Source organism: Afipia massiliensis, assembly GCF_014203115.1.
In the GTDB taxonomy this organism is placed as follows: domain Bacteria; phylum Pseudomonadota; class Alphaproteobacteria; order Rhizobiales; family Xanthobacteraceae; genus Afipia; species Afipia massiliensis.
Window position 1 is genome coordinate 134,767 of record NZ_JACHIJ010000006.1, and the last position, 13,359, is coordinate 148,125.

Genomic DNA, 13,359 nt, shown 5'->3' on the forward strand with positions numbered 1-13,359 from the left:
CTGCCTGCATTTCGGTAATCTTCGGTGCGGGGTTGAGTGAATATGCCAGCGAGAAAATCGCGATCGACGGTCGCCGTGCGGGATCGATGATGGCCGTCCTGCCATTTGATCTGAAGGGGAAACGCGTGTTCGTGGCCGGCCATCGGGGGATGGTGGGCAGCGCCATCGTGCGCCGGCTCGGCCGCGAGGGTGCCGAGGTCCTGACTGTTTCGCGGAGCGAACTTGATCTGCTCGATCAGGCCGCCGTGAACAGGTGGTTCGCGGCGATGCGCCCGCAGGTTGTGTTCCATGCGGCCGCGAAGGTCGGCGGCATCGTCGCCAACAACACCCTGCGCGCCGAGTTCATCTACGAGAATCTGCTGATCGCGACCAACGTCATCCATGCGGCGCATGTGCACGGCGTCGAGAAACTGCTGTTTCTCGGTTCCTCCTGCATCTATCCGAAGCTGGCTCCGCAGCCGCTGCGCGAGGATTCGCTGCTGACCGACACGCTCGAGCCGACCAACGAGCCGTATGCGATCGCCAAGATCGCCGGCGTCAAGATGGCGGAGGCTTACCGCGCCCAGTACGGCAGCGACTTCATCAGTATCATGCCGACCAATCTCTATGGCCCCGGCGACAACTATCATCCCGAATACAGCCACGTGGTCGCGGCGCTGATCCGCCGCTTCCACGAGGCGAAGGAAACCGGCGCGCGCGAAGTCGTGGTGTGGGGCACCGGCACGCCGCGGCGCGAGTTTCTCTATGTCGACGACATGGCCGACGCCTCGATCCATCTGATGAAGAATTACTCGGAAGGCGGCCTGATCAATGTCGGGACCGGCGAGGATATTTCCATCGCGGACTTTGCGCGCGTGGTCGCGCGGACCGTCGGCTACACCGGCGAGATCTCGTTCGACACGTCGAAGCCGGACGGAACCCCGCGCAAGCTGCTCGATGTCGGCAAGCTCGCGAATTTCGGATGGCGGGCGACGACTTCGCTCGACGACGGCATCAAGCTTGCCTATCAGGCGTTCCTGAAAGAACGATCACCGTAGTCCGACGCCGAGTCCGGGAACTGTTGACGCCGTTTCGCAAGACATCACGGAACAGGCGGCGTCTTGCGTCGTTGGCTCTTCATGTCTCACACATGGAGAGAAGTAATGGCTCAACAGGAACGCGAAACGTCTTCCCTTATCGGCAGTGACAAGGTGGATGGAACTGCCGTCTACGACGCGGACGGCGAGAAGATCGGTTCGATCGAACGGGTGATGATCGAAAAGATGACCGGCAAGGTATCGTATGCCGTCCTCAGCTTCGGCGGCTTTCTGGGCATCGGCGACGATCATTATCCGCTGCCGTGGTCGTCCCTCAAGTACAACGTGGAGCTGGGCGGCTATCAGACGATGATTCCGGTGGAGAAGCTGAAAGGCGCTCCAAAGTACGCGGACGAGAACGAATGGGACTGGGGTGCGACCCGGACGAAAGGCCTGAGCGACTATTACGGCGTTGCGATGTAAGATCATCGCCGATGTGGTCGCGGTCGCGTCGAATCCCGGCGCGTCCTTGGTCCGTGATTGACGGCGATGAGTGACATCCACGATCTTCAGCGGTTTATGGAGGCGCAGGCGCCGGTCTATCCGCGCGTGGTGTCGGAGTTGCGTGCGGGCCGCAAACAAAGCCACTGGATGTGGTTCATCTTTCCGCAGATCGAAGGCCTCGGATTCAGCGCGATGGCGCAGAGGTACGCCATCGGCTCGCGCGCGGAGGCCGTGGCGTATCTGGATCATCCGGTGCTCGGGCCGCGGCTGCGCGAATGCACGCGGCTGGTGAACGCGGTCGACGGCAAGGACATTCATGCGATCTTGGGTTCGCCCGACGATATGAAATTCAAATCGTCGATGACGCTGTTCGCCAAAGTCACTGCCGACAATGCGGACTTTGTTGCGGCCCTGCATAAATACTACGATGGCGAATTCGACGCGGCGACAATCGCCCGCCTGTGAGCGACAGATCCATGAAACAGACGCCCGTTGTTGTCACCGACGTCGAGACCATCGCCAGTTCGGTATTGACCGTGCCGACCGGGGGCGAGGGCTTCATCGACATCACGGCGGAGGTCGCGCGGTTTCTGAAGCAGACCGGCGGCGTGACGGGAGCCGTGACCCTGTTCATCCGTCACACCTCGGCGTCGCTGACCATTCAGGAAAACGCCGATCCCGATGTGCTGGCGGACCTGATCACGTCATTGCGACGGCTCGCGCCTGCCGACGGCGGCTGGCGTCACACCATCGAAGGTCCGGACGACATGCCGGCGCATATCAAGACCATGCTGACGTGCAGCAACCTGCAGATCCCGGTTCTCGACGGCGCGCTGGCGCTCGGCACCTGGCAGGCGATCTATCTGATCGAGCACCGGACAAGGCCGCACAGCCGCGAGGTGGTGATGCAGTTCATGGGAAGCTAGCGCGATACCATCACCGTCATTCCGGGGCGCGAGCGCTTGCGAGCGAACGCGGAATCTCGAAGTTGTTTCCGATGAACTCTTCGGGATTCCGGATCAGTCGCGGAGCCTGTCATCGGGCCGGCCAAAAGCGCGTTTACGCGCGTCTTTGACGCGCTATGGCCGGACCCGCTGGCGTCCTGTCCGGAATGACGTGCTGAAGAAGACTAGCTCGCCGCACTCGCGGTCTTGCCGTCACTCTTTTTCTTCTTCGGCTTCGGCAAGGTCGCCTCAGTCCCGATGACTTCAGCGCGCGCAAGCTCCGCGATCTCGGCGTCGCTGAGATTGAGCACCTCGCGCAACACTTCGTGGTTATGCTGGCCCAGCGTCGGCGCGACATTCACGATCGGATAGGGCAACTCGTTCTCGCCTTCGCGATAGGCCACCGACGGCAGCAGATGCGGACCCATGAACGGCCGGTCGCTCGGCTGCCAGTGTCCCGTCTTCAGCAAATGCGGATCGGAGGCGAGATCCTGCGGCAGCTTGGCGATGCCCGCAGGCACACCGGCCTTCTGCAATGTCACCATCGCGATATCGGGACGCACATCCGCGAGCCAGTGACGGATCGCGACCTCGATGGAATCTTCATGCGTGCGCCGGCCTTCAGCAGTCGCGAACTCGGGATTGGCCGCAAGGTCCGCCCGCCGCATCACGCCGCACAGCGCGCGCCACTCGTCGTCGCTGCGAACCGAGAGCGTGATCCACTGATCGATCCCGACGGTGGGGAAGCAGCCATTCGGCACATATTGCGGATGACGGTTGCCGATGCGCGGACTTGTTGCGCCGGTAGCGGATTGTTCGAGGATCGACGGCGCGACCATCGGCAGCATGCATTCCACCTGGCTGAGGTCGATGTGCTGACCTTCGCCGGTGCTCCGCTGATGCATGAAGCCGAGCAGCAGCGCGGCGGCGCCATTCAGGCCGCCAATCGGATCGCCGATCGCAGCATGCAGCATCACCGGCGGGTCTTCCGGGCCGCCGGTGACCGAAGGCAAACCCGACGCCTGTTCGAGCGTCGAGCCATAGGCGCGCACGCCGCTCCATTTTCCCGTCATGCCGAATGCGGGCATGGTGACGACCACGAGACGCGGATTGATCTTGAGAATGTCGTTCACGCCGAGGCCGAGGCGCGGCATCACGTCGGCGGCGTAGTTGTCGATCACCGCGTCGGCGTCCTTCATCAGGCGCTTGAGCAGCGAGAGGCCGGCGTCGGTGGTGAGGTCCAGTGTGATGCCGCGCTTGTTGCGGTTGTTCATCTGAAACCAGTAGGTCTTCTCGTAGGTCCGCTCCTCGTGATAGGGCGGCCGCGTGTCGGTGCCGCGGAACCAGTCGGGATACTGGCAGGACTCCACTTTAATGACGTCGGCGCCGAGATCGCCCATCTGGCGCGTCGCGGTCGGGCCGGCCCATCCCATGGTGAGATCGATGATGCGCAGGCCCTTCAGCGGCAGCGCGTCCGCCGCATTCGCCGCGCGGGTCGCGTTGCGTTTATGCGCGGGCAGGGCGGCCTTGTCGTCCGCCCCCGCCAGCGGCGCGCGACCGTTCGGCTTCGGCCGTGAACGCGTCAGATATTGCGGCAGCACCGGCCCCTCGAACGACGCAGTGCCGATCTCCACCGGCCCGAATACGCCGCGGGTGCGATGCACATCCTGTTCGAGCAATTCCTTCATGTCGGGCACGACCGCGAGCGGCAGCCGCAGCTCGATGCCCATCTCGAACCATTCGAGTGCGGTTTTCTTCAGCAGCGCCGGCGTGATGATCGCCTTCAGTTCATCCGCATGGTTGAAGCGGCCGATGGTCGCCGAGTATTTCGGATCGGCGCCGAGTTCGGGCATGTCGAGCATGGTGCAGAACGCCGCCCATTGCGCGGGCGTGACCACGGTGACGCCGAGCCAGCCATGCTTGGTGACGAAGTTGCCGGACGGATAGCCGCGGCCGAACCGGTTGATGCCGGGGCGCGGGCGCGTGAAGCCGGACTCGAGCGCAAGCCCGGTGTCGAACTCGCTGATATGCAGCATCGCTTCAAGATTGTTGACGGCGAAGCGGTGCGCGCCGTGCGCGTATCCATAAAGGCCGGCAAGGCTCGGAATGAAGGCGGTCAGTCCGCCGACCACGCCGATCTGCCCGTCGCGCGGCAGCACCGGCGGTCCTTCGATGGGGCCGACCAGTTTCACGAGGCCCGCAAGGCTGCGGCACACCGAGTCGGTCGCGAGATAATTGCGATATGGGCCGTGTTCGCCGAACCACGACATCGCGGTGATGGCGAGGCCGGGATCGACCTTGCGCAAACGGTCGTGCGAAATCTGCGAGGCTGCGATCTCGTCGGGATGCCGCGCGTCGAGCAGCAGGTCGGAACCGGCGAGCAGTTCGAGAATCCGGTTGGCGCCTGCCGGTGTTTCCGGGTCGGCGGTGATGCTTTTCTTGTTGGTGTTGAGCCACGCGAAGGTGAGGCTCTGGCGTTTGCCGTCGCCCGCATCCGCAAGCGGCGGAACAAGGCGGCCGGGATCGCCGCCCTGCGGCTCGATCTTGATGACCTCCGCGCCGAAATCCGCGAACAGTTTGCCGCAATAACCGAGCGTATCGCCCGATCCGAGTTCAACAACGCGCAGACCAGAAAGGGGGAAAGATGGCATTTGATCCCTGTTTTTTTATTGGCTTTGTTTTTTGCAGGGTGCCTGATCTGGTTCGATCACGCAATCATTCAGGCGGGTAGGAAGGAGCCGCATATGTGATCGTCATCACCGGGCTTGTCCCGGTGATCCACGTCTTTTTTCGTTGATCGCGCCAAGACGTGGATGGCCGGGACAAGCCCGGCCATGACGAAAGCGAGATTTGACGTTCGACTAAGACGCCATGCGCGGCGGCGTTCTGTTCAGCGCAACAGCCATGGCGCTGATCAGCGGCTTCATGAAAAACGAGTCGTTGGCGGGATAAATGTCGGTGTGCAGACCGTTGGCCTTCAGCTCATCCGACACGACGGGGCCGACCGAGGCCACCGGCGTCTGCTTGAGGCCGGCGCGCAACTGGTCTTCGCAGTTGTGGGCGCGCGCGACATCGACCAAACGCCGTACCTGACCTGAACTCGTCAGCGCAATCGCATCGACGCGGCGCTGCGCCATCTCATCAATGGCTGCGACGATGTTGGTGTCCGCCGCCTGTCCGTCATAGATGTAGGGCAGCACAGGCTCGACGGTTGCGCCGAGCGAAGTGATCGCGGCGATCAGCTTGCCGTGATCCTTGTCGGGATAAAGCTGAAGCCCGACACGATGACCTTTCAGATTCTCCTGAGCGAGCATGGTGGCGACGCCTTCCGAAGTCGGCGTCTCGGTCTGGACGTCGGCTTCGAGGCCGATTTCGCGCAGCGCACGCACCGGCTTCGGGCCGCGTGCGTATCGCTTCGCTTTCGCAATGGCCGCGACAAAATCCTGATCGACGCCGATGCGCCGTGCAACCTTCATCATGCGGCGCAGGCCTTCGCCGGTCATCAGCACCAGATCGTCGAACGGCTTGTCGATGAACAGCCTGATCCAGGCCTCAATCGGGGCGGGGTCCGGCGCGTCATGAATGGTGAACATCGGACATTGCAGCACGTGGGCGCCCTGTTCCTGAAGCAGGCGAGAAAACTGCGCTTCTTCGCGCGTTTCCAGAATCAGGATGCGGTAACCTTCAAGCCTGCCAGCCATATCAACCTTTCGCGACCAAAGCCGAACCGAAGCGCCAGCCTATTGCCGCCGCGGATCGCATGCCAGCCTGTTTTGTGGCCGCTTTCGTCATGTGAGCCAATGAGTCGGCACGGGAAGGAGCGCGTAGCATCGACAATCACGGTCGTCATCACCGGGCTTGTCCCGGTGATCCACGTCTTTCTTCTCGGATGCCGCCAAGACGTGGATGGCCGGGACAAGCCCGGCCATGACGAGAGAAGATGATCGCTCCGCACCTCGCAATGACGATGCAGGCTACCGATGCAATTGGCGAACGGAAGGAGTGGTGTTACAGGAAGGTTCCGCCCGCCACCTGTCGTCCAGAATCGAAAAAATCCCCATGTCCGCACAGCAATTCGTCCTGACCCTGTCCTGCCCGGACCGTCCCGGCATCGTGTCCGCGGTCTCCACCTTCCTGTTCGCCAACGGGCAGAACATTCTCGACGCGCAGCAATACAGCGACATCGAGACCGGCCGGTTCTTCATGCGGGTGAGTTTCGATTCGCCCGCCGCGCAGGCGGACCTGCCGACGCTTCAGGCCGGATTCGGCGTGATGGCGAAGCCGTTCTACATGGTCTGGCAGTTGCGCGACCGTGCCGTGCAGCAGCGCGTGCTGCTGATGGTGTCGAAGTTCGATCATTGCCTCGCCGACATTCTCTATCGCTGGCGGCGTGGCGAAATGCCGATGACCCCGACCGCGATCGTTTCCAACCATCCTCTGGAGACCTATGCCGGGCTCGATTTCGCAGGTATCCCGTTTCACCATCTGCCGGTGACGCGCGCCACCAAGGACGAGCAGGAAGCGGCGGTCTGGAAAATCATTCAGGACACAAAGACGGATCTCGTGGTGCTGGCGCGCTACATGCAGGTGCTGTCGGAGGATTTCGCCGGAAAGCTCTCCGGGCGCTGCATCAACATCCACCACTCGTTCCTGCCGGGCTTCAAGGGCGCCAAGCCCTACCATCAGGCGCATGAGCGCGGCGTCAAGCTGATCGGCGCCACCGCGCATTATGTGACGAGCGCGCTGGATGAAGGCCCGATCATCGAGCAGGACATCGAGCGCATCAGCCACCGCGATGCGCCGGAAGATCTCGTCCGCAAGGGCGCGGATATCGAGCGGCGCGTGCTCGCCCGTGCGATCCGCTATCATCTTGAGGACCGCGTGATCCTCAACGGTCGCAAGACCGTGGTGTTCACGGACTGACTTTCAACAGCCCGCCTGCCGTCACCCTGAGGTGCCGTAGCGAAGCGGAGGCCTCGAAGGGCGACGGCGCGATTCCGGGTGGTCATCCTTCGAGGCTCGCAAGAGCTCGCTCCTCAGGATGACGGCCGCAACCGTTACGCCGCCGACAGCCGCCGCTCGATGTCCTCGACCGGGTGGCCGGTCAGATCCTTGTCGATTTCGGCGATGATGCGGACTTTCACATTGGTATCGAGGAGGCGGCGCAGTTCCGCCAGCGTGCGTGGCGGCGCCGCGATCACGAAGCCGGGGATGTCGCGGTCTCGCGCCAGCCCCTCCAGTGCATCCGCGATGGTGCGCGCAAACCGCTGTTCGCCGATCTCTTGCCAGTCGGTTTGCTCCATGGCGCTCCGTCGCGCGCCGACGCTCGCGAATGAGCGTCCGGGCTGATCGGACCCCTGTTCGCGCGTTGGCGGATTATCGTTCCGGAGAACCTGCTCGGTTTTCAGGCGGGGGGCGGTCTGGTTACCTTCGTTGCGGAGGAAAAGGGCTTTGCGGCCGTCGCCGACGATGATGTAGGCGTTATGGGGAATGCGGATAAATTCATTGTTTTTGGTCATGTGGATGGTCTCCCATGCCTCGCAAACCAACCGCCCGGCCGGGCTTTCGTTCCGGACGCCGCGCTGGTTAAACGGCCGGAAACCGTATCGACAAGCGCGGCCGAGCGGCTGCGTGCAATGCATAAAAGTTGCTCAGTCTTGCTGACGGATTGTGGTAGTGAGCGCGCCAAGATCGGACAGGGCCGATCCGGAGAACATGATGCAGAAATCGAAGCCGCCGTTTCGCGCCGACCATGTCGGCAGCCTGTTGCGGCCGGAGCGGATCAAGGACGCGCGCGCGCGGTTCGCCAAGGGCGAGATCAAGGCCGCCGAACTAGCGCGCGTCGAATCCCTCGAAATCGGCAAGATCGTCCAGAAGCAGAAGCAGAACGGCCTGAAGCTCGCGACCGACGGCGAATTCCGCCGCTCGTGGTGGCATTTCGATTTTCTTAAAAATCTCGACGGCTGCGAGCTTCACAAGACCGACGGCATCCAGTTCAACGGGATAACGACGCGCGGCGAAAGCATCCGCGTCACCGGCAAGCTGGATTTTCCCGGCAGCCATCCGATGATCGAGCATTTCAAGCTGCTCAAGGACAAGTGCGACCTCGCCGGGATCATGCCGAAGATGACGATCCCGTCGCCGTCGCTGCTGCACTATCGCGGCGGCCGCCGGGCGATCTCGCAGGAGGTCTATCCGGACATGGATGACTTCTTCGTCGATCTGGCAAAAACATATCGCAAGGCCGTGCAGGCGTTCTACGACGCAGGCTGCCGCTATCTGCAGTTCGATGACACCGTGTGGGCCTATCTTTGCTCCGAGGACCAGCGCGAGAAACTGCGCGGGCGAGGCGAGGACCCCGATGCTCTTCCGGCGGTCTATGCCCGCGTCATCAATTACGCGATTGCCGAGCGCCCCGCCGACATGACGATCACCACGCATGTGTGTCGCGGCAATTTCCGTTCGACCTGGATTTCATCCGGCGGCTACGAGCCGGTGGCGGAGATCCTGTTGTCGCGCGTCAACTACGACGGCTACTTCCTCGAATACGATACCGATCGCGCGGGCGGGTTCGAGCCGCTGCGGTTCCTGCCGAAAGGCGACAAGACGGTGGTGCTTGGGCTCGTCACGTCGAAGAGCGGCGCGCTTGAGACAAAGGACGACATCAGGCAGCGCGTGATGGAGGCGGCGAAGTTCGTATCGCTGGATCAGCTTGCGCTGTCGCCGCAATGCGGCTTCGCCTCGACGGAGGAAGGCAACGTCCTCACCGAGGACGAGCAGTGGGCGAAATTGCGCCTCGTCGTCGATGTGGCGAACGACGTCTGGGGCAGGTCCTGAGGGCGGACCTTGAACCAGAACTTCGACCTGAGACCGTGATCTTGTAACCACGCGGAAACGCTGTCCGCGCGAGGCTCGCCGCTCGCTCGAAAACCCCTTCCACGCCACACGTCCGCGCGCCGTCCCGGAACAATTTTGCCTGCCCACCGTTGAAATGTGGGCAAATGCGGCCGGTTACGGCGAGGGGACATGATCTTGAACATCGGCGATACGGTGCGTCCAGGCGTCGTGCAGGCCGTACGGGGGCCGGGCGTCGCCTCAGCGATTGTTGCCGCGCTCATTATCACCGGTCTTTATGTTGGTCGCGAAATCTTCGTTCCCATCGCGCTCGCCATTCTACTCAGTTTCGTTCTCTCGCCGCCGGTTGATCGTCTCGAGCGCTGGCGCGTGCCGCGAAGCGCCGCGGTGCCCATCGTCGTGGTCGGAGCTTTTTTCCTGATCTTCGCGCTGGGCAGCCTGATCGCCTCGCAGGTCACGCAACTCGCCGAAGGCCTGCCGGGCTATCAGCAAACCATGCAGACCAAGATTTCATCGCTGCGGAGCTTCACCTCGGTGGGGCCGCTGGAACGCGCAGCGAGTGTCTTGCAGGATCTCGGCAAGGAGCTGAACAAGCCGGAAGCCAGCGTCGAGACCCCGCGCACGGCGCCGCAGCCGGATCAAGCCAAGCCGCTCCTGGTCGAGGTGCGGGCGCCGCCGCCGACGGCCCTTGAAAATGTCGCGGCGCTGATTTCGCCCTTGCTGCAGCCGCTGGCGACCGTGGGCGTGGTCCTGATCTTCGTCGTGTTCATTCTGTTCCAGCGCGAGGATCTGCGAAACCGCTTGATCAAGCTCGCCGGCGCAAACGACCTGCAGGCGACGACATCCGCCATCGATGACGCAGCCGGCCGCCTCAGCAGCCTGTTCCTGTCGCAACTCGGCTTGAACACCGCCTTCGGCATCGTGATCGGATTGGGACTCTGGGTGATCGGCGTGCCGAGCGCGGTCCTGTGGGGCATTCTCGCAGGCATCATGCGCTTCGTGCCGTATATCGGCGCGTTCATCGCTGCGTTCTTTCCCCTGACGCTCGCGATCGCCGTCGATCCCGGCTGGTCGATGCTGGCATGGACCGCCGGGCTGATCATCATCACCGAGATGACGGTCGGCCACGCCATTGAGCCGATGCTGTTCGGCCGCAGCAGCGGTCTCTCGCCGTTCGCGGTGGTGGTGTCCGCAACATTCTGGACCGCGTTGTGGGGCCCGATCGGTCTCGTGCTCGCGACGCCCATGACGGTGTGTCTCGTGGTGCTGGGTCACCACGTGGAGAGCCTGAAGTTCTTCGACATTCTGCTGGGCAATCGTCCCGCGCTGTCGCCGCCCGAGATTTTCTACCAGCGCATGCTTGCGAATGATCCCGGCGAAGCTGTCGAGAAGGCCGAGGAATATCTGAAGGAGCGCACGCTTTCGGAGGTCGCGCTGAAGGGATTGAAACTCGCTCACAACGACCTGAAGCGGGATCGTCTGCCCGCCGTCCGCCTTGCTGCCATCCGCGACAGCGTCGTCGAACTGATCGACGATCTCGCCGATGAGGACGACGACGCCCGCAAGGGCGACACCAACGATGCGGAGGCCGAAGCCGCCATCGAGGCGTCGGTCCCGATGCCGGAACTGCCTTTCGTCATCCGCGAAGGCCTTCCCGCGGCCTGGCAGGCGGAATACCCGGTGCTATGCGTGGCCGAGCGCACCGACCTCGACGAGGCTGCCGCGCTGATCCTCACGCAGATCCTGTCGAAACACGGACTTGGCGCGCGCGTGGCGAAGAAAGAAGACGTTTCCAGCAGTGGAATTTTCCGCCTCGACGGCGAGGGTGTCGCGCTGGTTTGTATTTCCGCGCTGGATGATGGAAGTCCGGCCTATACGCGCCATGTCGTGCGCAAGCTGCGCCGCAAGATGCCGCAAGCCAACATCCTCGTCTGTTACTGGATGGCGGAAAATCTCGCGATCACGAAGGACAGTATCAAGGCCGATGCGCTCGCGACTCGCCTGAGCACGGCGGCAAAGTATTGCCTGGATCTCGCACAGCCGCGCGGCGAGACGGGCGAGGATGGCGCACCCGTGCGCGATGTGGTTCTCCGCGTCGCCGGGTGAGGGCGACCGCGGTTTCGCGTCGCAGACTCAGTGTCCGCTCAGCACCAGCGTCTTGACCGGCAGCAGCAGCGCCTGAATCCGCAGCAGCATCGCGTGCACGATGCCGACGGCATCCACCGCATGCAGCCAGATGCGCTTCGACGTGCCGGTCTCCTTGGCGGAGATCACGTCGTGGTTATTGGTGTAGGCGTTGGCGATGCAGCTGCTGCCGGGCGTCACGCCTTCAAGGCCGCCCTTGTAGATCGGCTCCATGAACACGAGAATCGTACCCGGACGTTGCGTCTGCTGCGCTTCGAGCAGCTGCTCCCCGCCGCGGAATTGGCCCGCCGCGATATAATTCTGCACGTTCGTGACCACCATCGGGATCACGGTCCATGGTTTTGAAATGCAGGTGGCCTCGGCGACCATGCCGACCTTCATGACCTGCGCTTCGATCTGTCCGAACCCTGCTGAAAGCGCGCGCTGTCCCGCGCCTTCCGGAATCAGGATGCCGGCAGACCGCATGATCGGATTGACGACATCACCCGGCCGCAAAAAGAACTGTTCGACACGTCCATCGACGCCGGCGCGAATGAAGGTCTTGTCCAGATCCACTTGCGCCTGGGCCAGTGCGGCTTCCGCGCTTGCCTTCTCCGCAGGTAGAAGTGTCGTCACGCGGATCACGGCAGATTGCTTCGCTGCGGTGACGGCATCGAGTGTGCCCTGTCGCCCCGCCATGATCACTTCGAGCTTCTCGATGTCGCGCTGCGGAACGATGCCCGGATTGCGCTTCTGCAACTCGCGTTTGACGTCGAGTTCGTCGGACGCCTGCTGAAGCGAACTCTTGGCTTCCTGAATCTGGGCCTCGGCCTTGACCACATCCGATTGCGCCGCGACCAGCGAGGCATCGACTTCCGCGCTCTTGCGCTTTGCAGTTTCCAGCGCTGCCGCCTGCTTTGCACTGTCGAGCGTGAAGATGACGTCGCCCTTCTTGACGGGAGCGCTGTGATCGACACGAACCTCTGCCACGCGGCCGACCACTTCAGGAATGATGGGCACGGTTCGATAGTACATGGTCGCGCTGGTGGTGGACGGATGGAAATAGAAAATGACGGTGATCAGCGCCACGGTCAGTATCACGCATGAGGTGATGCCCCAGCGCAGCTCGTACCAGACCGAGAACAGCGTAATCTCTTTGCCCAGCCGCTTTCCTTGCGCATAGCGGCGATAGAGGTAATCGGGAAAGACTGTCAGAAGCGAGCACAGGATCAGTTCAAGCATGATGCTGCACCTCGCTCTTGCCGACAGAGGCTTTCGTCTTGTCGGATGCGTCCGCGGGAGGTGTGTGAGCCGCCGTTTGGTCCGGCGGTTCGGATGGATCCGGATCGGGCGGAATTCCAGCCATCTTCTGGACCGAGCCTGCGATGCTGCGCAGTGGTGTGCTGAAATCCGGCAAGTCGACCAGAGCGAGCAACAGCGCGATCACCCAGAACAGGTGATTGTGCGTAAACAGCGCGAGCAGGCAGAGCACGGCCACGATCTCGAACTGCAGCTTCTGGGACTTGTGCGCCATCCGCTCGGGCAGGGAGTGGATCTGCAGATAGATGTTGCCGACGAACAGAATGGCGCCGAGCAGGATAATGCCGACGACCACCATCAGCACATCGGTGTCACCGGGGGCGGTGATAAAGCCCGGGAGGTGATGCGGTGCGGCTGGATGTAGGGACTCGCTCAAAGGCAACCTCCGCCCGGAAGAATGTTCGTCATAAATAAACTACCAAAAATAAAAACTGGATCAGTCATCCAGCGTTGCCGAGGGTTCCATCCTCGCACAGGGGCGGAACTTGGCAAGATGCAAAAGATGTTCTGCGGGAGAGAACTGCAGTTTCTGGATAGTGGGTGCCGGCAGCGTCCCACCCGCGCGAAATGCGCATCGTTCAGTCGTGGGCGGTGAA

At 62.5% G+C, this 13,359-nt stretch carries 12 protein-coding genes; 7 read left to right on the top strand and 5 right to left on the bottom strand.

Annotated elements, in window-relative coordinates; translation table 11 throughout:
* The first annotated feature begins 89 nt into the window (after positions 1–89).
* The 4 genes from fcl (at position 90) to HNQ36_RS20245 (ending at position 2,446) form a co-directional block, all read left to right on the top strand.
* Positions 90–1,037, top strand: a complete 948-nt coding sequence (fcl, locus tag HNQ36_RS20230; RefSeq protein ID WP_283814056.1) for a GDP-L-fucose synthase — start codon at positions 90–92, stop codon at positions 1,035–1,037.
* Positions 1,038–1,142: 105 nt separating this feature from the next.
* A complete protein-coding gene (locus HNQ36_RS20235; protein WP_184088037.1) occupies positions 1,143–1,499 on the top strand; it encodes a PRC-barrel domain-containing protein in 357 nt (118 codons plus the stop codon).
* Between the two features lie 66 nt (positions 1,500–1,565).
* The gene (locus HNQ36_RS20240; protein ID WP_184088039.1) at positions 1,566–1,985 is read left to right on the top strand and encodes a DUF1810 domain-containing protein; all 420 of its coding nucleotides are present in this window, start codon (positions 1,566–1,568) and stop codon (positions 1,983–1,985) included.
* Positions 1,986–1,996: 11 nt separating this feature from the next.
* On the top strand, positions 1,997–2,446 hold the full coding sequence (locus HNQ36_RS20245; protein WP_184088041.1) for a secondary thiamine-phosphate synthase enzyme YjbQ: 450 nt from the start codon (positions 1,997–1,999) through the stop codon (positions 2,444–2,446).
* Between the two features lie 203 nt (positions 2,447–2,649).
* Here the strand turns inward: HNQ36_RS20245 and HNQ36_RS20250 are convergent, their stop codons facing one another.
* Together HNQ36_RS20250 and HNQ36_RS20255 are read right to left on the bottom strand one after the other, a co-directional pair.
* On the bottom strand, positions 2,650–5,115 hold the full coding sequence (locus HNQ36_RS20250; protein WP_184088043.1) for a CaiB/BaiF CoA-transferase family protein: 2,466 nt from the start codon (positions 5,113–5,115) through the stop codon (positions 2,650–2,652).
* A 210-nt stretch (positions 5,116–5,325) separates the two neighbouring features.
* Positions 5,326–6,165, bottom strand: a complete 840-nt coding sequence (locus tag HNQ36_RS20255) for a uroporphyrinogen-III synthase (protein WP_184088045.1) — start codon at positions 6,163–6,165, stop codon at positions 5,326–5,328.
* A 358-nt stretch (positions 6,166–6,523) separates the two neighbouring features.
* Between HNQ36_RS20255 and purU the strand changes: the two genes are divergently transcribed.
* The gene (gene purU / locus HNQ36_RS20260) at positions 6,524–7,387 is read left to right on the top strand and encodes a formyltetrahydrofolate deformylase (protein ID WP_184088047.1); all 864 of its coding nucleotides are present in this window, start codon (positions 6,524–6,526) and stop codon (positions 7,385–7,387) included.
* A gap of 134 nt (positions 7,388–7,521) precedes the next feature.
* Here the strand turns inward: purU and HNQ36_RS20265 are convergent, their stop codons facing one another.
* Positions 7,522–7,983 carry a baeRF12 domain-containing protein gene (locus HNQ36_RS20265; protein ID WP_184088049.1) on the bottom strand — a complete coding sequence of 154 codons (462 nt, stop codon included), beginning with the start codon at positions 7,981–7,983 and terminating at the stop codon, positions 7,522–7,524.
* A 199-nt stretch (positions 7,984–8,182) separates the two neighbouring features.
* Between HNQ36_RS20265 and HNQ36_RS20270 the strand changes: the two genes are divergently transcribed.
* Both HNQ36_RS20270 and HNQ36_RS20275 read left to right on the top strand, forming a co-directional pair.
* Positions 8,183–9,301 carry a cobalamin-independent methionine synthase II family protein gene (locus HNQ36_RS20270; protein WP_184088051.1) on the top strand — a complete coding sequence of 373 codons (1,119 nt, stop codon included), beginning with the start codon at positions 8,183–8,185 and terminating at the stop codon, positions 9,299–9,301.
* 189 nt (positions 9,302–9,490) lie between these two features.
* Positions 9,491–11,425: an AI-2E family transporter gene (locus tag HNQ36_RS20275; RefSeq protein WP_184088053.1), complete on the top strand. Its 1,935-nt coding sequence runs from the start codon at positions 9,491–9,493 to the stop codon at positions 11,423–11,425.
* A gap of 27 nt (positions 11,426–11,452) precedes the next feature.
* On the opposite strand, the gene HNQ36_RS20280 is transcribed toward HNQ36_RS20275, so the two are convergent.
* Together HNQ36_RS20280 and HNQ36_RS20285 are read right to left on the bottom strand one after the other, a co-directional pair.
* Positions 11,453–12,685: an HlyD family secretion protein gene (locus HNQ36_RS20280; RefSeq protein ID WP_184088055.1), complete on the bottom strand. Its 1,233-nt coding sequence runs from the start codon at positions 12,683–12,685 to the stop codon at positions 11,453–11,455.
* A complete protein-coding gene (locus HNQ36_RS20285; protein ID WP_184088057.1) occupies positions 12,678–13,139 on the bottom strand; it encodes a hypothetical protein in 462 nt (153 codons plus the stop codon). The genes HNQ36_RS20280 and HNQ36_RS20285 overlap by 8 nt, the downstream gene beginning before the upstream one ends.
* Between the last annotated feature and the right edge of the window lie 220 nt (positions 13,140–13,359).

Coding starts and splice junctions, on each gene's coding strand:
- HNQ36_RS20250 (WP_184088043.1), bottom strand. CDS start 5,115: ATGCCATCTTTCCCCCTTTCTGGTCTGCGCGTTGTTGAACTCGGATCG.
- HNQ36_RS20240 (WP_184088039.1), top strand. CDS start 1,566: ATGAGTGACATCCACGATCTTCAGCGGTTTATGGAGGCGCAGGCGCCG.
- purU (WP_184088047.1), top strand. CDS start 6,524: ATGTCCGCACAGCAATTCGTCCTGACCCTGTCCTGCCCGGACCGTCCC.
- HNQ36_RS20235 (WP_184088037.1), top strand. CDS start 1,143: ATGGCTCAACAGGAACGCGAAACGTCTTCCCTTATCGGCAGTGACAAG.
- HNQ36_RS20255 (WP_184088045.1), bottom strand. CDS start 6,165: ATGGCTGGCAGGCTTGAAGGTTACCGCATCCTGATTCTGGAAACGCGC.
- HNQ36_RS20275 (WP_184088053.1), top strand. CDS start 9,491: ATGATCTTGAACATCGGCGATACGGTGCGTCCAGGCGTCGTGCAGGCC.
- HNQ36_RS20265 (WP_184088049.1), bottom strand. CDS start 7,983: ATGACCAAAAACAATGAATTTATCCGCATTCCCCATAACGCCTACATC.
- HNQ36_RS20270 (WP_184088051.1), top strand. CDS start 8,183: ATGCAGAAATCGAAGCCGCCGTTTCGCGCCGACCATGTCGGCAGCCTG.
- HNQ36_RS20280 (WP_184088055.1), bottom strand. CDS start 12,685: ATGCTTGAACTGATCCTGTGCTCGCTTCTGACAGTCTTTCCCGATTAC.
- fcl (WP_283814056.1), top strand. CDS start 90: ATGGCCGTCCTGCCATTTGATCTGAAGGGGAAACGCGTGTTCGTGGCC.
- HNQ36_RS20245 (WP_184088041.1), top strand. CDS start 1,997: ATGAAACAGACGCCCGTTGTTGTCACCGACGTCGAGACCATCGCCAGT.